Origin of the sequence: Bacillus cereus group sp. MG4, from assembly GCF_040460055.1 — a bacterium.
In the GTDB taxonomy this organism is placed as follows: Bacteria; Bacillota; Bacilli; order Bacillales; family Bacillaceae_G; genus Bacillus_A; species Bacillus_A wiedmannii.
In genome coordinates this window covers 527,465-550,545 of sequence record NZ_JARVGZ010000001.1, presented here as the reverse complement: position 1 = coordinate 550,545, position 23,081 = coordinate 527,465, and the positions used below count along the sequence as shown (strand labels likewise).

Sequence of the window (23,081 nt, the reverse complement as noted above, 5' to 3'; positions counted from 1 at the left end):
TTTATTAATATATTCTATGTTTACTATTATCCTTCCTTCTTCAACAAATTTAGTAGCATGAATCTAGTACAATACCGAACTCATGCTGGAAATTTTTCTAACCAAACGATTTTCTAACTTTATGGAATCAGTTCATAATACACAACTGTTTTTATACTATTTATATACGATTTTTCTTATATAAGCATAACACACCAAACATTAGCACAAAACCAATCACGTAAAAACTTGTTGTTCCGCTGCCACCAGTATTAGGAATTATCCAATTATTTTTCACATTTTTCACTGTTAGTTTTTGTGTCCTTACCGCTTCTGTAATTTCTATTTCTATTGGATCTCTAAGTAATATATATCCGTTTGGCGCTTTTATTTCTTTAATCATATACTTTCCAAGTACTAACTGGTTGGAAATCACCTTTCCTTTTTCATCCGTTGTTAATCTAGTAACTTCTTTACCTTCTTTATTTAATACTTGAAATACAGCACCTTTCAGCTTTAAATTAATATCCTTATCATCAACTTTCTCAATTTCAAATTGCCCAGTCGGATCTGGTAATTTCTTATTCCCTATTTTAATTTCTACTACTGTATCTTTTTCTATTTTTACAGCTATTTTATCTTTTAATAAGTCATAACCTTTAGGTGCTTCTGTTTCCACAAGAGTATAATTACCTATTGGTAATTTTTTTGATATCGCTTCTCCTTTTTCATCTGTTACTAACTCACCAACTACTTTTTTATTTGAATCTTCAATATGAAACTTTGCCCCTGCTAGCTTTTTATTTTTATCGCTCGTATCTACTTTTACTAACTTCATTTTCCCCATTGGATCTGGTAATTTCTTATTCCCTATTTTAATTTCTACTACTACATCTTTTTCTACTTTTACAGCTATTTTATCTTTTAATAAGTCATAACCTTTAGGTGCTTCTACTTCCACTAGGGTATAGTTACCTATTGGTAATTCCTTTGATATCGCTTCTCCTTGTCCATCTGTTACTAACTCACCAACTACTTTTTTATTTGAATCTTCAATATGAAACTTTGCTCCTGCTAGCTTTTTATTTTTATCTAACGTATCTACTTTCACTAGCTTCATTTTCCCCATCGGATCTGGTAATTTCTTATTTCCTATTTTAATTTCTACTACTGCATCTTTTTCTATTTTTACAGCTATTTTATCTTTTAATAAGTCATAACCTTTTGGCGCTTCTGTTTCAACAAGAGTATAGTTACCTATTGGTAATTCTTTTGATATCGCTTCTCCTTTTTCATCTGTTACTAACTCACCAACTACTTTTTTATTTGAATCTTCAATATGAAATTTTGCTCCAAGCAACTTTTTATTACCATTATTACTATCAACTTTTTTTATTTTTACTTTTCCTGTACTAGGCTTGTTCCATAGTTGCCAGTTAAATTTGAAATTGTGAAATTCAAATCCACCAGTTTGTTGTACCGTACTGACAAATGCTTGTCCATTAATTGAGCCGCCTTTTGTTTCTAATACAGCATTTGGAGCAAACACACTCCCAACAACACCATATCCCTCTGTTGTGATCTTTTTCGCATTAGGAAAAACCCAAATCACTTTCCCGTATAGCTCAGTGAACGGTGAATTAGGAGAATAGGGCTGAGATGTAGGAATTATATCCGTAGCCCTTCCAATATTGTTCGTGTCATATAGAATGGACCCATTTTTAAATGTAACCTCTATTGCATCCGAATACATAACAATAAAATCTTTATCCTTAGCATTGGGTAAAAATACATCTCTTATATCTAAATTGATTTTCCCGGTCAATTCTGATGAAACATAAATATTAGGATTGTTTATATCTTTTCCAATACCATAACTCATATTTGAAATTGGGGTATCCGTTTTATATTGACCTGCATTTTTACTGACTTGGTTGACTATGTTGCGAAATTCATTAAATTTCGCATCAATTTCTAGTTTTTCTTTATAAACGATACGATCATAAGAAGATTGTATGATACGATCTGGATCACTCTCTTTTGTCATTACGACTATTCCGTTTTGAATAATAAAAGATTCCTCTCTTGATTTTTTAAATTTTCCAGACAATAACAAGGATGGATATCCCTCATCACTCCATTTTTCACCTACTATATTAGATGTTCCTGCTGCTGCACCTACAATCGTATAACCTGATGCATCCATATCACCTTGAACTGCGATTGCTCCTTCAATGTCGCCACCTACTGCTATATGGTTACCAAAGACAACAGCATTATAACGCGATATATCCCCTAGACCTTCTAAGTTAGTCGTGGATCCATATGCTTCTTTTGGTGCATATACGACAAAACTTACACATAACATTAACAAAACCATAAAATGAATACTTACCAACTTTAATTGTAACCTCAATTCCTTTGTTCCCACCTTTACCGTATTTTTTCTACAGTCGAATAAAGTGAAACTTTTTTCAGTGAGGATTTACTTCATCCTCTATATACCCTCTTTGCTTATCTCTGGATTTTCGGTCCCACTGCCCATTAATACAGAATAAATAAATTCATTCTATCGAGTTAATTTTTTCTTATAAATTGCGACTAGTAACACACATAATAATAGGATTAAGACTACTACGGTCCACTTATTAAACATAAATATCTCTTTAAGCATTTTTTGTTTTTCTTTCTCGTTAAACTCCACACGCTCACCTCGAACTAGCAATCTATTTGTGTTTACTCCATAAGGCGTACATGTAATTAATGTTGTATAATCTTTATTTTCTACAATTTGTAGATCGTCTGTTTCGTGTGGTAAAACTACTTTAATTTGATCTACTTTATAAGCAAGAACTTTGTCTAAAGAGTGAATATAAAAACGGTCTCCTTCACTCAACTTATCTAAATCTGTAAATAATTTTGCTGACGGTAAACCACGATGCCCTGTTAAAATAGTGTGCGTATTTTCTCCACCTACCGGAAGTGAAGAATAATCTAAATGACCTACCCCGCGACTCAATACTTCCTCAGAGGTCCCTTGATAGATTGGCAGTTTTATATTAATTTTCGATATTTCAATATACCCCATTACATCACCTAAATTTAAGGCATCGGCATATGCTTGATGATTACTTTTTTCTTCAGAAAATGGATCTGCAAATGTTTTCATGGAAGTTTGAACTTGTTTATTATATTCGGCTGCTTCTTTTTCTCTTCGTTCGATTTCTTGCTTTTGTAGTGCTTTGATCTTCTTATCGTAAGAGCTAACCTCAGAATAATGTGCACGAGTCGCCAACCAATTACTAATAGTAGGATATAAAAAAATACCTAAACCAAATAAAAAAATACCTCCTAAAACAAGATTTCGTTTCATATTTCCACCTCTGTATATACTAAAATATCGAAAAGAGGGAAGCATTTTACTTCTCCCCTTTTCACATCACATGATTACATGTTCCTAAAACCTTAATTATTAGCAAACTTTTTTCTAAAGAAAACAAATGCCGCTGTAGCCATTAACGCAAGGCCTAGTACAGTAAATAGAGTCGTTCCGATACCACCCGTTAGAGGAAGAATCCATCCACTTTTATTATTTTCAATCGATAATTTAACCGTTTGATTATTTTCGCTAATCTTTACATCAATAGGGTCCTTTAATAATTGATATGAAGCTGTTGTACCATCTTCTTTTGTATAAGTTGGTGCTTTCGTTTCAAAAATTTGATAGTCTCCATACGGAATGTTAGTCCATTTAATAACACCATTTTCATCTGATACACCTGTGACTTCTTTACCTGCCACAACAACTATTTTTCCATTTTTATCTTTAAGTACAAACTCCGCACCTTTTAATTTCTTATTATCAGCACCATCAACTTTTGTTAACTCGATAATTCCAGTTGTCGGAACAACAACTACAGGTTTAGATTCCTTTTCTCCAATTACATCATTTTTATTTATAAAATCAATTTTTGCTGTATTTAAAATTTCCGAACCAGATAGTACGCCTTCTTTTACTTGTGATTTAATTTGTAAATGAAATTCTTTTTTACCATCTAACTTTGTGAAATCTTTTACTGTAGCTGTTACTTTTTGGCCTTCTACAGCTACCTCTACAATACTTGCATTTACTTCCGCTCCATCAATTTTCACGACTGGTTTTCCTTGAATCATTAAACGATTGTCTAAAGTATCTGTTACTACATATTTTTTGTATTCTTTAATGTCTTCTGGAATTAATGTTTTAATATCATAATTGTAATTAGTTAACGGATTAATTGGCAGCGCTTCCAAATTCCCGTTAATCTTTTTATCAATATTTGGTTCTTCATAGTTTTGCACTTCTACTTTAACTACTGTACCAGAAGTAATTGTTCCATCTTCGTTTATAGTTCCGGAGGTCTTTATAAAAAACTCGTGTTTAGTCGGATCTAGTACATACCCTTTCGGCGCTTTTGTCTCTTGGAAATAGTATTCCCCATACTCTAATCCTTGCACGCGAATATGCCCATTACCATCTGTCGCTAACTCTTTTTTCACTTCTGTACCATCTTTTTTAAATAAAGAGAATACTGCACCTGCTAATGCTTTTTCATTTGCACCAGTCTTTACTAAATCAACTGCACCACGTTTAATCTCATTTTTCGGATACATATGAACATTATAGTTTAGCACCTTACCCTCTTTATTCGTTAAAGGAATATCCACTGTATACGTATTTGGATTTAGGTTAACATGCGGAGGTCCTGCCACTTCTTTTACTTCATAACGTCCTAGCGGCAGTTCTTTTAATACAGCTTGTCCGTTATCATCTGTTACTACTTGAGTTGGAGTTGCTCCTATTACAGGCTTCACATCTTCTTTCACGATTTCCCCATCGTTTGAAATTTTTTCAAACGACGCAACCCTTTTCACTTCAAAGGTTACACCTTTTAACGGTTTCGCATTTGTTGGTACCTCTTGATTTGCAGAGCCATCACCTTCTAGCCCCAGTGCGCCATCTTTTTCTTGTTCATATTTATGAATCGTTAAAGTACCTTTGGATGGTGAAGCTGCCTTTACTAATACACTAGACCATGTAGAAAATGTTAAGAAAAATACTAAAAGCACACTAAATATTTTTTTCATTTCTCTTATCCCCTTTACAACTTCTATCATTTTAAAAATCCCTTTATTACTATTACCCTCTTAAAAGCAATAGTGTGCCAAGTACCAGATTTAAACGAGGAACCTAAAACATAGTCGTCCAACAATCCATTGTTTACAAACACTTATTCACTCTACTTATTTTCTATTATTACGTTGTTGCTCCGTATGATATATGTAGTTTTCCTCTGAATTACACTTATATCTCTACTTCAAAAATCGTTACACGTTTACTTCTATCGCTAATTTTCATTAATTACTTAACTTAAATTTAATTCATTAATCTCTCCCTTCCTATCCCTATTTAAAATCCAATCTTAATCATTTTTGATACATATAAGCAATGAACAACGAATAAGTGTGACAATTCATATTTTACGTTACTCCCTAAAACTATTACCTGTATATTCAAATAATATGTGCTATTCATGTTAAATTATGGTATTATTCTTAGAAGTTTATAATTTTTATAGATAAAGTTTTTCCGTTTCTACATATGAAAGAAAGGAATATATAAACATTCAACTAATACGCACAACTGTAAGGAGGAATAATATGACTAAAAAGCTCAGTCTAGTTGAGATAGAGTACATTTGTAATATGTTTTTCCGATATTTTGAAATTCCAGTTTGTTTTATAGATTGTAACAAAAATATTCTTTTAGAATTTACATCAAAAGATGATTCACATTCGTTTTATAAATCAAAAATAGAACAGTTACATGTGCTTTTTCAAAAAAATGATTCATATAATTCGCCTATCTTCAGAACTCACCAATATTTAGGGCACTTCATTTTAATTCACATAAAGAGCCATTATATGGTGAACGGTACTGTTATTATTGGGCCCTTGACACATCTAAATTTTTCTACAAGTAAAACGGATAGTAACCTTAATTTTATTTCGAATTATAAAAGAACAAGAGACCATTATTTTTCATTGTCAGTCAAAGATCAAAATTTCTTTGTAAATATAGCAATATTGTTCTATAACATTCTCTATAAAAAAAATTCAGATGTAAGTACCTTTTCAAATAACAGTGACTCATTTCATGTAAGTCATAGCAGTATCTTAAACGAGGATGTATATATTTCAATGCAAAAAAACAAATCCATCTGTCATAATTTGTATATAGAGAACCAACTACTTGGAGCTATAGAACACGGGGATAAAGAAAGCGTACTCAAATATTATTATAAATTCCAACAAGAGACTCTTTCATCCTTATCTTCATTCCATCAATTAAGACGTCATAAAAACATTTGTATTTCATCCATCACACTTGCTACTAGATATGCGATAAAAGGAGGACTTCCTTCCGGGATTGCTTACAAGATTTATGATCTATACATCCAAAAGACAGAGGATTTAAAAGACGCAGAATCTGTTTGGGATTTATTAAGGAATGTTTTCTATACTTTTGCAGACCGTGTAAAAGCACAAAAAGTACAGAAACACTCAAAGACTATCGCTATTTGCAAAAACTATATTTTCGAAAATATTTACAATCAAATATCTGTTAAACAACTTGCTAAATTTGCAAACGTAAATTCGGATTATTTATCTATATTATTCAAAAAAGAAGTCGGTATTACATTAATTGAATACATTCAACGTGAACGAATTGAAGAAGCAAAAAAATTATTAACTTTCACAACCTATCCCCTATCAGACATATGTGCTTCACTCAACTTTAGTGATCAAAGCTATTTTACTAAAATTTTTAAAAAATTCACTAACGAAACACCTGGTAAATATCGAAAATCTCATGTTGTCATATAGAGTTAAACTTTCATTAAAACAAAGTGTTTCTAGTAACTTATCAATGGCAGATTAGAATTACTTTCACACCCATGACCTTTTGAATTCAGGCTATTTTTAAAGCAAAAAAACACGTTACTATTCTTTTATTTGAATGAGAATAGTAACGTGCTTTATATGTAATGTAGGTCTGTAGGTAAAATAGCGTCCAAGCACAAATTTTTATAGAAGCAAAATACACTACTTAAATACTAAAATCTTATTAAGTAAAAAATTCATCTAATAATTATTGTGTGAGAAATAATCCCTACTATTATTTTTATATCTTTCTAAATTTGCGAGCCAAAGTGAGTACTGTACCTGCAATAACCATCCATATGCCCATTGTTGCACTGTTAGTTGTAATGGCACCGGTGTTGGGAAGCTCTTTATATGTAGATTCGCTAGATGTAACCGAATGAGTAAATTCATGGCCCGCTATGTCAAATGCTCTAACCATTGAATCACCATATATAAGCATACTAACATTGTTAACATTAGCACTACATGCATTATTCCAACTTTTAGGATCATCGGTTTCTCCAGAATCCCATGCATGTACAACTGATACTACTTTTTTCCCCTTATTATCAAAACTATTTCGCTTATATTTGTCTTTATAAAAATCATATACCTTTGTTGCTAAAAAATGAGCACTTACCGCCTTTGGATCATAAATGTTGTTGAAGTGCTAGTTGCTAATATACCAGGATAATATTTTTCTTCAAAACTAATATCTCTATAATTCACATCATATGTCTCAATTCCTTGCCCTCTTGTGTAATCTGCAAGCGCATATTTCCCATTACTTTGTTCAGAAATACCAAATGTGCGAGTTATCCCTAAATCATCTTTACCAGTTCCGGTTAATGATATGGAATTGCTTTTTTTAGTTTCCTTTAAAGATTCCACTTGCTCTTCACTTACTTTTAAGATTGACTCTTGCACCATATTTTTCAACATATCACCATTATGAGCATTTACTAAATAAGTTCCAGATACATAGTTTGGTGTTGCAGCGGCAAATGTAACTTGATATGCATTGCTAGCCTTCCCATAAATTCTAATTAACAAAAATAACTTCCTTAACTTCTGGCTCAGAAATAAATTTAATATCGTTCCCGTACTTCGTATAAATATATTGTTTTGCTTCTTCTTTTGATAAATTACTAGCATTCTTTAAATCTTCTTGTGTTAAATTTTGTGCACTTTCTCCTGAAATACTTTTAATAATACCCTTTTTATCTACATGAGCAGTCAATTGGTGTCCATATACTTCTTTACCTTCATGCATACGCACAAGTGTAGTCCCATCATAAGAACTACGTTTTTGAACAACGGTGTAATCTACCCCTTTGTCTCCACTAACTTGTTTTGGTGACAAAGCATGCCCGGTCTTTTCCTTAAGTGCATCTTTCACTACATTCTCTGGCGTCTTTTGTGATGGTTGTGTAAGTTCACCTGTACGGAACGAATCCTCTTGAATTTCAACTTGCATTTGATCCGTTTCTTCTGCATAAGCTACTCAATATGGTGTTACACCTGTTAAAACTAACCCTGTTGTTAATGCAACTATAGCTATTTCTTTTTTATTATTCATTTTATTTTCCTCGTATAATTTCCTAAAATATGAAACTGTTTAAATGTATTCCTATCAAAAATAGAAAAAAATAGAAAAAATAAAAAGTACATCACATTGTGCAAAACCGTATTATAAAAAGATGACTTCTGTCATCAACAAAAGTCACCTCTTCAATATGTCATATCCCTAATTTGTTTTTAATGCATACTTTCTATATGAAAAAGAAAAAGTATTCTTTAACGAGCGTTTTGCAATACTTTTATTAGGTCATTTATATTTTCAACTTTTTGCTGAAACTGATCAAGCCTGTTATGTAGCAATGAAGGATTCTTATCTTCAGTTGAAATAACTTTTTTTAATTCTTGTTCTAATTTATCATATGTATCAAAGAAATTATCAAATTCTACACTTATAAGTTCTTCATTTTCACGATAAAATCTTTTTGCTTCTATATAAGTCATATATGATTTATTTAAAAACCCTAATGAAATTAAATATTTAGAAGTGTTTTCTTGATAAATAGCAATATCACATGCTATTTTAATATCAGAATAAGTCTTTTGAACGAAACAATGCAATTCAAAAATCTTAAACTTTAATCCATTATTCATTTCATCCCCTCCCATCCTATCTATTCTACATAAAAAAAGAATATTATACAAAGTAAAATATCAATATGGCACAAAAATAAAAAGCGAAAGAATGACTCCTTTCGCTTTTTATAACAAAACATACATTTCATATTGTGCTAATGAATTCTTTTCAAATCCAGTTTTCTTTAAAAAACCTTCCAGTAAATTGTTGTTTGGAAACCCAATTGATAAACTTGTTAAATTTAACTCATCTTTTGCTATTTGTAATAATTTTGATCCAATACTACGATTTCTATAGTCTTTGTCTACGAAAATAAAACTAATTTTACCTTGTTCATTCAAACATATAGAACCCTTTAAATCATTATCGACATATGCGCCGTAAAATGTATTATTTGTTTTTTCGATATAATCCATATCATTTTGCCAATTTATATGGAAGTGTAACCATTTCTGAATTGCAACTTTGAAAGCTGGAAATTCTAATTGTTTTACTTCAATTCCCTTACATTCTTTAGTTATTATTTTAGTCATATCTTTTAAATTATAATAAGATAGATCATACACTTTTTCATAGCCTAATTTCGTATAAAAATGAATCGCTCGGTCATTGCCTACAATGACTTCAAGAAAAAGCTGCTTACACTCATTTTGAAGCGCCTCTTCTTTATGCAGTTCAAATAATTTTTGACTCACACCAATACCGCGGTAATTAGGATGAATCGCTAATGTTCCACAACGCATTGTTTTTATGTTTTCATAATCCTTTATCCCGCCAAGTATTACACCAACAGATTGGTTACCGTCTAAAGCAAGAAAGGAATGTTTTAGTGAATTCCCTTCTGGTCCCAAAAACCTTTTTATAAAATCTTCTTTTGAAACTTCCATTTTAATAATGTAATCTGAAAATCCATCTTTAAAAGCTTCATACACTAAATCTATACGTACTTCACTGCATCTTTTGTATTGAATCATATAAAATTCTCCCCCACTTACTCGTGTTAAACTTAGTATTCAAATACGTAAAATGTAATAGTTCCACTCTACCCATCATTCTTTAACATTTAATTTGAAATAAACGGGCACTTCCCTACATAACTCTCACTGTTAATTTGTTTTATAACAAATGGTGCAATATCACTATTTTGAATTTTGATTCCTGGCATATCTACTAAACTCTCTTTTATATTTCCAATGCTCTTCCCTTCCATAACAAATGGTAATCTAACAATTGTCCAATCTACATCACTACCTTTAATAGTTTGCAATTCTTTATATTTATCTTGCATCATCTTTGATAAAAATACTTTAAACAAAGTAGCTCCTATTTTATTTACAATTCCCTTTTGATCTCCTGTAACATCTAAAGAACCTCCAGAAATTAGTATATATCTTTTTATTTCAAATTCTTTCATTGCTTCTAAAATATGCTTCGTTACTGTGCTAAAAATATAAGATTCATTTTTTGGTTGACCTACCGCATTAATTACAGCTCGACACCCTTTAAGTAATTCCCGTATTGAAGCAAAATCACGTGCATCTCCATTAATAATCTCTAAATTTCCATTTGTTATTTTGATATTATTAGAATTTCTTGTTAATATTTTTACTTGATATCCCTTTTCTAACGCTTCGTTTACAAGGAATTTCCCGGCTTTTCCGTTTGCACCCAGAATAGCTATTTTATTTGTACTTTCCAATATTAACCCCTCTTACTATCTATTCTTTACTACATTAATCTCATGTACACGTAAAAAAGCAATTAAATGCTCGCACGCTCGTTCACACGCTAACATTTTAAAGATTTTTTGTTCCTCTTTCGTTTTATCATTTGCTTGATCTGATGCAGCTTTTAAACTAAGAAAAGGTTTGTTATTGATTTGACACACATAAGCAAAAGCTGCCACTTCTTGATCAACCGCTAATGCTCCATATACAGTATGGAGTAAATATCTCATTTCTGAACTACGGATACGTTGATCTCCAGATAAAAATGTACCATAATGAATCGGATCATAAGATCGTATCTTTTTTATTCTTCTTACAAGTGACTTTGTTGTTTCAATAGGTGCTGTCCTACCATTATATAAATTAAAAATATCTTCCCCTGAACCAGCAGCAGTAACGTCGTGTTGTATTGCATTAAGGGCTACTACAATATGTCCATTTTTCACCTTATTTGATAGACTTCCGCATATTCCTGTCATAAACAACTCATCTGGCTGAAACTCACTAATTAATAATTGCACACAACTAGCACAACTTACTTTCCCAACTCCAGTTATTACGGAGATAACTTCCATATTATTAATATAATGAAAATGAAATTCCCAAGCTGCTCGTTTTTCAATACGTTCACTTGGATAATATTGATGCAAATACGTAAGTTCTGGTTCCCATGCGGATACGATTGCAATACGTTTCATTACATGCTTCACTTCCCCTATTGTTATCATGTAAATACTTTATCTATACTTTCTCGTTCATAATCTGGAATCCACTCTTTATATTTCTCATATAAATTTCTTATTGTTTCTTTATTCTTCGCAATTACTTCACATCCTCTATCATCGTAAATAAACATGATAATATCTTTTGTTGCATTTATGAGAAATACATCTGGATAAGAAATTTCTTTTTTGCGTCCAAAACGAGGATAAAGATCTAGAAAATCTTCATGATTTGCAGCTTGAATAAGCGGTGTATACTTTATATCACAAGCAAAACATTTTAATGAAAATTGATAAGTACAATACAAGTCAGCTTCTTCTTCAAATAAAAAAGGTATTGTTTCTTGCCTTATATGATACTTTAAATCTCTATTATGAATAAAACGTCTATATATATTAATTTTCTGCGGATTTTTCACATTTTCCTTTTTAAATCGATAAACATTTGTTACTAAAAAGACTTCATCTTCTTTTGAAAATATATCTTCAAATAAGTGTTTATTATATGTATAAAGTTGAGAGAAATATTCCATATTTAAATCGTCGGTGCCTTCTAGATTTTGATGTTTACCTTTTCCAAAATCAAAATACAAATAATTTTCCCACTGAAAGGATATATGTGGTACTAATGTAACCCCAGGAAATGTTTCATTCATATATTCTTTTAATCGCATTCTTAATTCCTTTCTACTCTACAATTTCTTTTAACTGCCAATATGCTTCTTCTAGCCATGGATGTAAAACTTTCAACGTGTCTTTTCTATCCCACAAATATGAAATATATATAAAAGCAGCATGTTCTAAAGATTTTTCTAATTCTTTTTTTACTTCTACTAAATATGGTGGTGCTCCATTTTGATCCCATTCTATTTTATCAGCAACAAATAACACTAAATCCATTTTCGTTGCATGTTTACGTAGTGTAGTATGGCAGCAAATTGCATTTAAGATTTCTTCATCATCCACTTTAAATATTTCTTTTGCAATTACTTTCGATAACTTTTGATGAATAATCATTGGAAATTCTCGTTCTTCTTGTAATATCTCTATTCCAAATTGTTCAGCAACTGCAACCCGATCTTCATTTGGAAAGATTGCACTAATATCATGTAAATATCCTGCAATCGCTGCCTTTTCTTCATTTACATGATACGTACTCGCAATTTTACGGGCTTCTTTTGCCACCCGAATTGAATGTTTATAAGTAAGTTCTTTATTGTATTTTAATAGAAACGATTTTATATCATTTTCAATTTTTCCAGTTGGAGTAAATGAATATATATCCTTATATAACATCTCAAGTCACCTTTCTTCCTAACTTTCAATATAACGCTGTATTTAAATATCTTTTTTATTTGTATTCGTTATGAATGTTTTAATCCCTTTTTTATACGTTACATGAAATTTTATGGCGAATCATTGCTACAAAATACATAAATGTTTGATATTATAGTAATGTTAATGATTCGTTAGGAAAGGAACTACATAATGAATAAAAACATATTAATTATTGATGATGATAAAGATATTGTTGAGTTACTTGCTGTTTATTTGCGAAATGAAGGCTATAACATTTATAAAGCATACGATGGCGATGAGGCATTGCAAATGATTTCTACATATGAAGTTGATCTTATGATTTTGGATATTATGATGCCAAAGCGAAATGGATTAGAAGTTTGCCAGGAAGTTCGTGAGAATAATACTGTACCTATTCTTATGCTGAGTGCAAAAGCAGAAGATATGGATAAAATATTAGGTCTTATGACAGGTGCAGATGATTATATGATTAAACCATTCAACCCATTAGAATTAGTAGCTAGAGTGAAAGCATTGTTACGAAGATCATCTTTCCAAAATGCCACTTCCTCCAAAAATGAAGATGGTATTATTCGTATTCGTTCTGCTGAAATACACAAACATAATCATACTGTTAAAGTAAATGGAGAATATATTAAACTTACATCTATTGAATTTGATATTTTATATTTACTTGCGAGTAATACCGGAAGAGTATTTAGTTCCGAAGAAATTTTTGAACGCGTATGGAACGAAGATGGTTATGGCTCAAATAAAACTGTAATGGTTCACATTAGTAATTTACGGGATAAACTTGAAACAGGAATGAATGGAGAGAAATTTATTCATACTGTTTGGGGAGTAGGCTATAAAATTGAGAAATGAAGCATTTGATATATTAAAAGATATCCCAAAATGGAAGTTGATTTTTTGGTTTATGTTAGCCATCACACTTACTCCTATTACTGAATTAATTATATATCGCCTTGTTACAAGTGTAATTGAAAGTTCACTTACGTTAAGCGAGCTCGGAAAAGAATTCATTAGAATTTTTGGATATGAAAAATATAAAGGAATAAAGGAATCTCTATGGATGATGATTGTATCCTATTTGTTTTTATTTTCTATTTTCTCATCCTACCTATACATTTTTTATCGTCATGAAAGAAAGGTTTACTATGAAACTTGTATTAAAAAAATGATAGAAGAGATTCGTTATATTGCAGATGGAAACTTCAATCATAAAGTTTCTATCGTAAATCATAATTATCTGGAAGAATTAGCGACCGGAGTAAATCAAATTGTTGAACAATTGAAAGTCTCAATTGATGAAGAGAGACAAGCGGAACAAGCAAAAAGTGAGCTTATTACAAATGTATCGCATGATTTACGTACTCCTCTTACGTCTATAGTTGGATACGTGAATTTAATCCACCATGATAATTATAGAGATGAAGTGGAATTACGCCATTATATACAAGTCATTTACGATAAAGTAACCCGTCTTAACGCATTAATGAATGACCTGTTTGAATATACACGTGTTCAAAATAAAGAGTTAAGTTTATATTCTGTTCCCATTGATATTGTAGAGCTACTTGGGCAATTAACTGTTCAATTCCGCATACAAGTTCAAGAAGCTAATATAGAATGTCGACCTTCTTTCCCATCTCAAAAACTCATGGTATTAGCTGATGGAGACAAATTAGTGCGTGTGTTTGAAAATCTTATTATAAACGCTATCGCTTATGGAAACGACGGTGGATATATCGACCTTGCTGCCTATGAAAGCAATAATATGATTACTATAGATATAACAAATTACGGCCAACCTATTCCTAGTACAGATTTACCTCATATTTTTGAACGTTTTTATCGCGTTGAAAAATCTCGCTCTACAAACACCGGTGGATCTGGGCTCGGATTAGCAATTGCAAAAAGTATTGTCGAATTGCATAAAGGAACAATTGAAGTATATAGTGATGATAAAAAAACAACCTTCACTGTAAAACTTCTCCCGTATAAATGTTAATATTATAATTTTTCAGGTTCAATTTCTTACCATATAAGAAATTGAACCTTTTATTTTCCATTAAAAACCAAATTTAATAATCCTTTATAATTCTTTAGAAATTCTTTACCTTTTCTTTCTTCCTAATTAAGCATTCCTTTTTACAATAGTATTATTGATGTCATAGTAGGAGGATCGCTTATGCAATTCCTGAAAAAGTTCACAATTTTATTATTATCTTTTGTTATTACAGCACTTATCGTTTTATATTTTTACCTCTATGTAAATGGTCCAATTATTCAAGCTAAATCAGCTATTTTAATAGATGCTAATTCAGGTGAAGTTGTTTATAAAAAAAATGAGGAAATTCCTATACAATCAGCTACTTTATCTAAATTAATGACAGAGTATATCGCAATGGAACAACTGAATGAAGGCAACATACAGTTAGATGAATTAGTAAAAATAAGTAACGAAGTTTTCCGAGCAGAAACCAGTCCTTTACAAGTAACTTCGAAAGATCAAACGACAGTTCGTGATTTACTTCATGCATTGTTTCTGACAGGGAATAATCGTTCCGCACTTGCCCTTGCAGAACACATTGCTGGAAACGAAGATAACTTTACACTTTTAATGAATGAAAAAGCAACACAACTAAAGTTATCACAACCATCCCCGTTTCTAAATGCAACTGGAATGAATAACGATACGAATAAACAATCAACTACAACGGCAATAGACGTTGCTAAACTAGCAACACAATTAGTAACAGACTTTCCAGATGTATTGAATATTACGAAACTAACCTCTTACCAATTTACCTTCAAAGATTCCAAAGTTTTCAACACTAATAAAATGATTTATTCCCTTAATAAAAACATTAAACTCCAAGGTGTTGACGGCTTACAAACTAGTTTTTCAACTAATGGTAATTATAGTTTTGTAAGTACAGCAAAACGAGGAGATACTAGATTTATTTCTGTAATATTAGACTCAAGTGAAGAAAATAGTACCTTTATTGAAACAAAAAAGCTACTACAGTACGCTTTTGATCCATCCTCGTACTCTGCACTCCAAGCTTTTAAAGATGCAGTTACATCTTGGACAGTATTGCTTCAGTTTAAAAATTTAATCATACAAACATTGTTGATTTTCTTCATTATTACATTTTTAATGTTTTTACATATACGTCAGAAAAAATCCGAGGATTTCAACTAGGAAATCTTCTTATATATATAAAACGGCTTACATTTATAGTGCAAGCCGTTTTATACATCTATAGTCCCCTTCCAATTAAATTCGCTGAAACAGGCTGAAGATTTAACTCTCTTGCCCATATAGATAGCTGACCAATGTGATGAATTTCGTGTACAATTACATGTCTTAAAACTTCACCGTATGTATATGTTTTATCTGTCCACGAAGCTTTTAATATCTTATATTCTAGGCTAGATGACCATAACTGTAAAAAAACTTCTAATTCTCGTTTATATAAATCAGATAACGCTTTCACCTTTTGGATTGATTGATAATCTTTAAACTGCGGTTCATTATCTTCTTTTCCTTGAAGCGCATTAATCCAGCTGTATTCAACATCGACAATATGGAATAATGTTTCTAAAATACTTCCTACACCACCTACACGCTTGCAGAGCAATTCTTCCTCTGAAAGTTGTTCACACCACTTAAACCAGTCGTCCCTTACTTGCCAATTGTATTGAAATAAAGTGTACATATTTATCTCTCCCCCACCTCAATAATCCACTTAATAGCATCTACTACATAATATGGTTCATCTTTTTGAATATAGTGACCACTTTGTTCTGCAATTACAAATGTATTATTGCTTGATAATCGTAATAAATCTTCTTGCAATTGCAACCATTTCATTTGTTCATCTGGCGAATAAAAAGCTTTTTTACCAGCAGCTAACACGGCAAGTTGAATATTCCCCATTGACTGACAATGTTTATCTACTTCACCTAGACTAAACATAAACTCTTCATAAGAACTTTCATATACAAACTGTTTATTGTAAGCATCTTGAAATTCTGGAGACATGATTGGTAAAAAATCTTCTTTATAATTTTCCGGTGTCGAATCAACTAAAACTATTCCCAACATATCTTTGGGATAAAAAGTCGCAAATAAACGTGCATTTATACCGCCAAAAGAATGTCCTACAAAAATATAAGGTGGTTTCAATTGTAGTTACGCTAAGCAACACCTTAAATCTTTTACCATTTCAGAACTAATACGTCGCTTGGAACTCTTTCCACTTTCCCTAATCCCGCTCGATCATATGTAAGTACCATTCCATATTCAGTCAGCTCTTCAGCAATATGATTCCATGCCTTTGAATAATCGCCATAGCCTGCCTCCATTATAATAACTGGCTGCAACTTCTTTCCTTGGAATACTCTTGAATACATTTTAAAATCATCAACTTGTACATATTCCTCTATACATTTAACCATTGACGATCACTTCTCTCCGATTAAGTTCCTCTACAATTTGATTAATTATTTCATCGACAGATAAAGATCCATCCAAAACAATATCTGAATTTGGCTTTACAGTATGAAGTGCCTCCAAATAAGCTTTTCTAGCATATGTTATATAATTCTTTAAATCATTATGTATTTCACTCAATGTATCTTCCTTAAAATCTCGCATAATTCTTCTAGCCATCGCAATATCTAACGGCGTATCGATAAATATAGTTGCATCAATAAATTCTCGCATTTCACTATTTAAGTATGCAAAAGGATAATCTACAATAATATAATCTACGTTACCCTCTCGTATAAGATGCTGAATATCATGAATTAATGGCGTAAGCACCCAGTCATCATAATTTGCTCCATCATCAATCCATTTACAAATATCAGCAGGACAGTTATCAAAGTTATAACTATCAAAATATAATGCTTTTAAATTTATTAACTTTTGACTTAATCTTTCTGTAACAGTAGTTTTACCTCCTCCTGAAACAGCTGCAATTGTAATGACTTTCGTTTTTTTCATAATTCCTCACCATACCCCATTTAATTTACATAACATAATTATAGATAACTATTATTTTTTAACGCTCCATTCATATTCTAACATACTCATTTCCCATAAATTCCAATACATTTCCCCTACTTTTTTCGATTCTCTTAGTAAGTGTATTTGAGCTTTCTATATATTTTTCTAGTTGCTGTTCATTTAAAGGATATGTAAATGAATTTCCTGACCACTGTATTAAAAATTCTTCGGAATCAATCCAATTTATTAATTGTTTGAAATCGGATCTTTTAAAGGGTTCTAATTTAATCAACTTCATTCTCCTTTCATACACCATTCTATATATCCTCAAACTTATTTCTATATATAGAATATATTCTCCTTTTATACGAAATTAAAATAAAGCCATTCATAAGAATGGCTTTACAAAAAACATAGCCTAATTATGCTATGTTTCCTATGTTAACAATGGTTCAATCGCTTCAATTTTACAAACTGAAATAATTACTGTAACTACCCCAGCACTATTAGCAAGCTTTACAACATCACAAGTGACTGAAGAAACAGTTCCTGCATAATTATTACTTCCTGTTGTAATGCGCACTGATCTGTTTACTAACTTTCTCAGTTCATCTCTAATTCCTTGTACACAGCAACAGTCACATGCCTTATTTTGCTCTTCATGTTCTTTTTTACACTCTTCAAAAACATCCCAACAATCATCCTGTTTACATGAACACTTCTTTCTAGAATTACTATAACGATATCCCAAAATCTCACCCCCTAGTCATTTCTATTAATATAGTATGTCCACTAGCTTCAAAGTGTACGAGGCAAAAACATAAAAAAGAAAAAACAAACAATTGTACTGTATATTTATTTCATTATTAACTATAAAAACAGACTTCTAAAAATTAAAGGCATGCTTAATGAGGGGATTCGGATTTAATTCTGTTGAGTTTAATGTTTAGACACCACTTTCTCAAACAAATCTTTTTTATAGCCGTCTCCTTAAAGATGCACCAGCTTTTCCTATTACTTCACATATACATAGACTGCGTTTGCATTAACATAGTATGTTTTTCCTTTCCTATTGTGAAGTATACATTCAGTAAAGCGTACTCCAAAATAAGATATTATTTATAATCAGAATGTTTTCTTCAACAAGTGTTTATTGATAAATATCTTAACTAGTAGTTCTCTCCACTATCTCTTGAAAATTAGCATAGTTTGAATGAATTCTATACCTAGTAGAAAGCACTCTATCATATAAAGGTAAAATAATAGGTTAATAAACAAGCCACTTTATTATTAAAACATAGAATAATATGAATTCTATTGGAAGGAGGTATAAAAAGATGTCCTGGAAAAATGATTGCTGGAGTTCTCAGAAAAATCATTGTTGTGATGACTGGTGGAAATCTAAAGAAAAATCTCATTGTAATGATGATTGGAGTTCTAAGGAAAAGCATTGTAATGATGATTGGTGGAAATCTAAAGAAAAGCGTCATTGTGATGATGATTGGAGTTCTAAACGAAATAAGTGTCGTTGTAAATGTTTCTTTATTTGTTGCCATTGTAAAAGGAAAAATTGGTAATGTTTTCAATGTCAACTTAAAGGAAATAATATGTCTTTTGGAACCGATAAATACTAGAATGTATTACACAAAAAGCTGACTGAATATAGTCAGCTTTTTGTCAATGAACACGTAAAGATTTCAACAGACATATATATTTACTGATTGGGTGGGGTATTAAGAAAAAACAAGCTGACTCTTATAAGTCGATTTTTAATTACTTCACATACGTATAAAGCTTTATATGCTCTCATTAATTCAGCGAATTTACCAGTATTTTCACCAAAAAATTCATGGAATCTTTAATTAGTCGCGTATTTTCATTGTCTTCAGGAGCCCCACAGACAATCAGGGTTTCTTTTATTTAAATAAAGATTTTGTTTAAACTTTACAAAACTCACCTATATTAAAATATCTTCTAAAATCCCTATTGAACATTTATAATAATTTTAAACGGTTTAAATTCTACAATCAGTAATGGAGGCATTTTAATGGGAAACATCCCAAAAGTATCATCACACCAATCTAATTCTTATATACCCTCACAGCAAGTGAACCCTAATACCCAACAAGGTAATATAAAAAAAACAAGACGCCGTATTATAACTACTTTAGCTTTTATATTACCTATAATTTTTGTCCTTCAGTATTCTCTGAATAACCAACAAGAAATGATTAAAGAAAAACAAATCACGCTTAATACGGAGCAACAAAAATTATCTTCTGTAAAGAAGGATGGTCATTCCCTTAAGAATGATGTTAAGGCTTTAACAAGTAGTGAAGAAGAAATTTTAAAATTCGCAAGGAAACTGTATGGATTTTCCAAACCAAATGAAACTATATTTCAAGTAATTGAATAAAATTACACTGCATTACCCAAAAGGCGATTTGAAGATAATCGCCTTTTTATGTTTAATTTCTAAAGGAATCATACTAATCTCTCTTTCTATCATATAACTACTTTGTTTAATTTGTTAATTTCTCAATGTAATTTGTGTATATAATTCCATTTAGAGATACATAATACCCACGTAACTATTTAAAATCACTTCGTTTTTATATCTAAGTTCAAAAAGGAGCTACATAACATGGATAAAAAAAATATATTAAGTCAACAACCTGATCAAGTGTCATCAGATGCACTAAATACTCCTAGTAAGGCTCAAGAGCAAATGCAAGAAACATCTCAGCAGACACATACTTTAAACAAAAAGGACAGTACTCAATCTTTACATGTTGAAGATTTACCACATTAAAACGTATATAGAACAAATAGTAAATGTTAAGGGGAAAGATCTTAAGAACGGGTTCACTTAATTTCTTCCCTTTTCCTATTAAAAATCACTTTAATTGGAAACCTGTACACATTTTTGATATATCCACTATCACAATCCCCTGAAAATTTGCTATAATATTAATTTGTGAATACCTGTCCCCCAGGGATTTCTCTTTTTATTCATTACTTTTCTCTTCACTAAATTTCAGCCTTAACAAAATTTAATTACTCCAATGAATAAACATACCACAATATCGTATTTTGATAAAAACTATAAAACAGACATACTTAACACTAATAGTAGAATTTTGTTACTTCAATTTTACTTCTTTCCTCGTTTCTTTTATAAACATTAAAAATGAGCTCTATTTACATAGAGCTCATTCCTAATTTTATAATTTACTAGACTGCAATCCCTGAATAAATGGCACTACTTCAGGATTTACAAGTGATGATAAATCACCTAATTCTTTCCCTAAATAAGCAGCCTTAATGACACGGCGCATTACTTTAGAATTACGTGTTTTCGGTAAATCTTCTACAACGTGAATATCTTTTGGACATAATGCTTTTCCAATATGAGAGTTTACTAAACTCATTAATTCTTTCTTTAATTCTCCTGAGAATGTTACATTGTCTCTTAATACTACAAAACAATGACAAACTTCACCTTTTACATCATCTGGTACACCAATCGCAGCAGCTTCTATGACATCATTATGCTTCACAAGAATAGATTCATATTCAGCAGGTCCAATGCGTTTTCCAGCAATGTTTAACGTATCATCTGAGCGTCCTGTAATAATATATTGCTCACCATCATAAACCACCCAGTCACCATGAACCCATTTATTTTCAAAACGTGACCAATATGTGTTCACATAACGCTCATCGTCTTCCCAGAAACTTTTCGTCATACCAACCCAAGGTTTCTCTAAACATAATTCTCCAACTTCATCACGAATCGGATTGCCTTGATCATTGAGCACAACCGCTGCCATTCCTGGTAAAGATGCGTTAAAACTAATCGGTGCAATTGGTTTAATAAGGACGTTTCCGAAAATCCCACCAGAAATTTCAGTTCCGCCTGAATAGTTACAAATTGGTACATTATTTTTTCCAACTGTTTCAAATAGCCACATCCAAGGATCTGGATTCCAAGGTTCACCTGTTGATGCGAATACTTCTAAACTCTTGAGCGAATGTTTATTCACATACTCATCACCCTTTGCCATTAACGCACGAATTAATGTTGGTGATATACCGAGATGTGTAATTTTATATTTATCAACGGTCTCCCATAAGCGATCTGCTTCTGGGAAATCTGGAACACCTTCGTACATAACCATCGTTGCTCCATTAATGAGAGAGCCGAATAATAAAAACGGTCCCATCATCCAGCCCATATCAGTTACCCATAATACGCGGTCACCTTGTTTGATGTTCATTCCAAATCCTGCATCAAATGCAGATTTCAAAGGGAAACCAGCATGTGTATGTACTGTTCCTTTCGGTTTCCCAGTTGTACCTGATGTATAAATGAGCATTAACGGATCATCACTATTCATCTCTTCAGCATGTGTAAATGGTTTTTCTTTTTCTAGCGCACTCCATGGGAAATCATAATTATGTGGTGTAAAATCATTTCCTGCATGACGAACAATAACAACTTTTTCAACAGTTGGACAATGTTCGCAAGCTTTATCTACTTCGTCTTTTAATGAAACAACTTTACCTCGGCGTGAAAAACCATCTGCAGTAATGATCATTTTTGATCCTGCCGCTTGTACACGAGTCATGACTGCATCAGACGCAAATCCTGAGAATATTGGTGAAATAATTGCTCCGATTTTCATAACAGCTAGCATTGCAACAACTGTTTCTGGAATCATCGGCATATAAATTGTTACACGGTCACCTTTTTCAATACCCGCATGTTTCAAACCGTTTGCAACGCGACTTACCCAGTTGTCAAGCTCTTCATATGTAAATGATTTTGAAGTTCCATTTTCTCCCTCGTACTGTAATGCTGGTTGCGTTCTTGTTTCATCCTCTGCAAGCCAGCGTGATAAAACTGATTCTACAACGTTACATGTTCCGCCATTATACCACTGTGCAAACGGCGTACCATTTTCTAAATCTAGCACTTCTGTATAAGGCTTCATCCATTGATAGCCAACCGCTTTCTCAGCTTCTCCCCAAAACCAATCTGTTTCTTCAATAGATTTATTATAAAACGTTTCATAATCTTCATAGCCCAATGATTTCATCCAACCATATAAACGCGTTTTTTCTTTATACTCTTCTGTTGGAAACCAAACTGCTTGTTTCAATGTTTTCCCCTCCTTGACTTTTTGAGC

Annotated in this window: 20 protein-coding genes and 3 pseudogenes; 7 read left to right on the top strand and 16 right to left on the bottom strand. The window is 31.7% G+C overall.

What is annotated here, in order from left to right:
* Positions 1 to 160 precede the first annotated feature (160 nt).
* The 3 genes from QCI41_RS02765 to QCI41_RS02755 all read right to left on the bottom strand — a co-directional run bounded on the left by QCI41_RS02765 (position 161) and on the right by QCI41_RS02755 (position 5,106).
* Entirely contained in the window at positions 161 to 2,395 is a 2,235-nt protein-coding gene (locus QCI41_RS02765) for an MSCRAMM family protein (protein ID WP_353838432.1), read from the bottom strand.
* 153 nt (positions 2,396 to 2,548) lie between these two features.
* Positions 2,549 to 3,352 (bottom strand): class C sortase, encoded by an 804-nt coding sequence (locus QCI41_RS02760; protein ID WP_353838433.1) that lies wholly within the window; start codon positions 3,350 to 3,352, stop codon positions 2,549 to 2,551.
* 92 nt (positions 3,353 to 3,444) lie between these two features.
* A complete protein-coding gene (locus QCI41_RS02755) occupies positions 3,445 to 5,106 on the bottom strand; it encodes a SpaA isopeptide-forming pilin-related protein (protein ID WP_353838434.1) in 1,662 nt (553 codons plus the stop codon).
* Between the two features lie 573 nt (positions 5,107 to 5,679).
* Here QCI41_RS02755 and QCI41_RS02750 point away from each other — a divergent pair.
* Positions 5,680 to 6,906 (top strand): AraC family transcriptional regulator, encoded by a 1,227-nt coding sequence (locus QCI41_RS02750; protein ID WP_353838435.1) that lies wholly within the window; start codon positions 5,680 to 5,682, stop codon positions 6,904 to 6,906.
* Positions 6,907 to 7,204: 298 nt separating this feature from the next.
* Here the strand turns inward: QCI41_RS02750 and QCI41_RS02740 are convergent.
* The 7 genes and pseudogenes from QCI41_RS02740 to yqeK form a co-directional block, all read right to left on the bottom strand.
* Positions 7,205 to 8,524, bottom strand: a pseudogene (locus tag QCI41_RS02740) (LPXTG cell wall anchor domain-containing protein).
* A gap of 218 nt (positions 8,525 to 8,742) precedes the next feature.
* Complete coding sequence (locus QCI41_RS02735; protein ID WP_001059012.1) at positions 8,743 to 9,117, bottom strand: hypothetical protein; 375 nt, start codon at positions 9,115 to 9,117, stop codon at positions 8,743 to 8,745.
* Between the two features lie 108 nt (positions 9,118 to 9,225).
* Positions 9,226 to 10,074, bottom strand: coding sequence for a GNAT family N-acetyltransferase (locus QCI41_RS02730; protein ID WP_106101797.1), 849 nt, complete (start codon positions 10,072 to 10,074; stop codon positions 9,226 to 9,228).
* Between the two features lie 89 nt (positions 10,075 to 10,163).
* Positions 10,164 to 10,799, bottom strand: coding sequence for an SDR family oxidoreductase (locus QCI41_RS02725; RefSeq protein WP_353838436.1), 636 nt, complete (start codon positions 10,797 to 10,799; stop codon positions 10,164 to 10,166).
* A gap of 15 nt (positions 10,800 to 10,814) precedes the next feature.
* Positions 10,815 to 11,552, bottom strand: coding sequence for a 5'-methylthioadenosine/S-adenosylhomocysteine nucleosidase (gene mtnN / locus QCI41_RS02720; RefSeq protein WP_117584477.1), 738 nt, complete (start codon positions 11,550 to 11,552; stop codon positions 10,815 to 10,817).
* A complete protein-coding gene (locus QCI41_RS02715; protein WP_353838437.1) occupies positions 11,552 to 12,223 on the bottom strand; it encodes a DUF3885 domain-containing protein in 672 nt (223 codons plus the stop codon). The genes mtnN and QCI41_RS02715 overlap by 1 nt, the downstream gene beginning before the upstream one ends.
* A 13-nt stretch (positions 12,224 to 12,236) precedes the next feature.
* Positions 12,237 to 12,845, bottom strand: a complete 609-nt coding sequence (yqeK, locus tag QCI41_RS02710) for a bis(5'-nucleosyl)-tetraphosphatase (symmetrical) YqeK (protein ID WP_215563305.1) — start codon at positions 12,843 to 12,845, stop codon at positions 12,237 to 12,239.
* Positions 12,846 to 13,037: 192 nt separating this feature from the next.
* Between yqeK and QCI41_RS02705 the strand changes: the two genes are divergently transcribed.
* The 3 genes from QCI41_RS02705 to QCI41_RS02695 all read left to right on the top strand — a co-directional run bounded on the left by QCI41_RS02705 (position 13,038) and on the right by QCI41_RS02695 (position 16,077).
* Entirely contained in the window at positions 13,038 to 13,733 is a 696-nt protein-coding gene (locus QCI41_RS02705) for a response regulator transcription factor (protein ID WP_001038798.1), read from the top strand.
* Entirely contained in the window at positions 13,723 to 14,880 is a 1,158-nt protein-coding gene (locus QCI41_RS02700; RefSeq protein WP_353838438.1) for a sensor histidine kinase, read from the top strand. The genes QCI41_RS02705 and QCI41_RS02700 overlap by 11 nt, the downstream gene beginning before the upstream one ends.
* A gap of 180 nt (positions 14,881 to 15,060) precedes the next feature.
* Positions 15,061 to 16,077, top strand: a complete 1,017-nt coding sequence (locus QCI41_RS02695; protein ID WP_353838439.1) for a D-alanyl-D-alanine carboxypeptidase family protein — start codon at positions 15,061 to 15,063, stop codon at positions 16,075 to 16,077.
* Positions 16,078 to 16,135: 58 nt separating this feature from the next.
* Here QCI41_RS02695 and QCI41_RS02690 read toward each other — a convergent pair whose 3' ends face one another.
* The 5 genes and pseudogenes from QCI41_RS02690 to exsK all read right to left on the bottom strand — a co-directional run bounded on the left by QCI41_RS02690 (position 16,136) and on the right by exsK (position 18,640).
* Positions 16,136 to 16,594 carry a DinB family protein gene (locus QCI41_RS02690; protein ID WP_353838441.1) on the bottom strand — a complete coding sequence of 153 codons (459 nt, stop codon included), beginning with the start codon at positions 16,592 to 16,594 and terminating at the stop codon, positions 16,136 to 16,138.
* Positions 16,595 to 16,596: 2 nt separating this feature from the next.
* Positions 16,597 to 17,336 (bottom strand): annotated as a pseudogene (locus tag QCI41_RS02685) (alpha/beta fold hydrolase).
* The gene (locus QCI41_RS02680; protein ID WP_353838883.1) at positions 17,329 to 17,889 is read right to left on the bottom strand and encodes a nucleoside/nucleotide kinase family protein; all 561 of its coding nucleotides are present in this window, start codon (positions 17,887 to 17,889) and stop codon (positions 17,329 to 17,331) included. The pseudogene QCI41_RS02685 and the gene QCI41_RS02680 overlap by 8 nt, the downstream one beginning before the upstream one ends.
* A gap of 48 nt (positions 17,890 to 17,937) precedes the next feature.
* Positions 17,938 to 18,205 (bottom strand): annotated as a pseudogene (locus QCI41_RS02675) (hypothetical protein).
* 120 nt (positions 18,206 to 18,325) lie between these two features.
* Positions 18,326 to 18,640: an exosporium protein ExsK gene (exsK, locus tag QCI41_RS02670; RefSeq protein WP_048529942.1), complete on the bottom strand. Its 315-nt coding sequence runs from the start codon at positions 18,638 to 18,640 to the stop codon at positions 18,326 to 18,328.
* 599 nt (positions 18,641 to 19,239) lie between these two features.
* Between exsK and QCI41_RS02665 the strand changes: the two genes are divergently transcribed.
* The 3 genes from QCI41_RS02665 to QCI41_RS02655 all read left to right on the top strand — a co-directional run bounded on the left by QCI41_RS02665 (position 19,240) and on the right by QCI41_RS02655 (position 20,701).
* On the top strand, positions 19,240 to 19,545 hold the full coding sequence (locus tag QCI41_RS02665) for a hypothetical protein (RefSeq protein ID WP_353838443.1): 306 nt from the start codon (positions 19,240 to 19,242) through the stop codon (positions 19,543 to 19,545).
* A 391-nt stretch (positions 19,546 to 19,936) separates the two neighbouring features.
* On the top strand, positions 19,937 to 20,305 hold the full coding sequence (locus QCI41_RS02660) for an FtsB family cell division protein (protein ID WP_353838444.1): 369 nt from the start codon (positions 19,937 to 19,939) through the stop codon (positions 20,303 to 20,305).
* 228 nt (positions 20,306 to 20,533) lie between these two features.
* Positions 20,534 to 20,701, top strand: a complete 168-nt coding sequence (locus QCI41_RS02655; protein ID WP_353838445.1) for a hypothetical protein — start codon at positions 20,534 to 20,536, stop codon at positions 20,699 to 20,701.
* A gap of 412 nt (positions 20,702 to 21,113) precedes the next feature.
* Here the strand turns inward: QCI41_RS02655 and QCI41_RS02650 are convergent, their stop codons facing one another.
* Positions 21,114 to 23,054 carry an AMP-binding protein gene (locus QCI41_RS02650; protein ID WP_137014510.1) on the bottom strand — a complete coding sequence of 647 codons (1,941 nt, stop codon included), beginning with the start codon at positions 23,052 to 23,054 and terminating at the stop codon, positions 21,114 to 21,116.
* Positions 23,055 to 23,081: the final 27 nt, after the last annotated feature.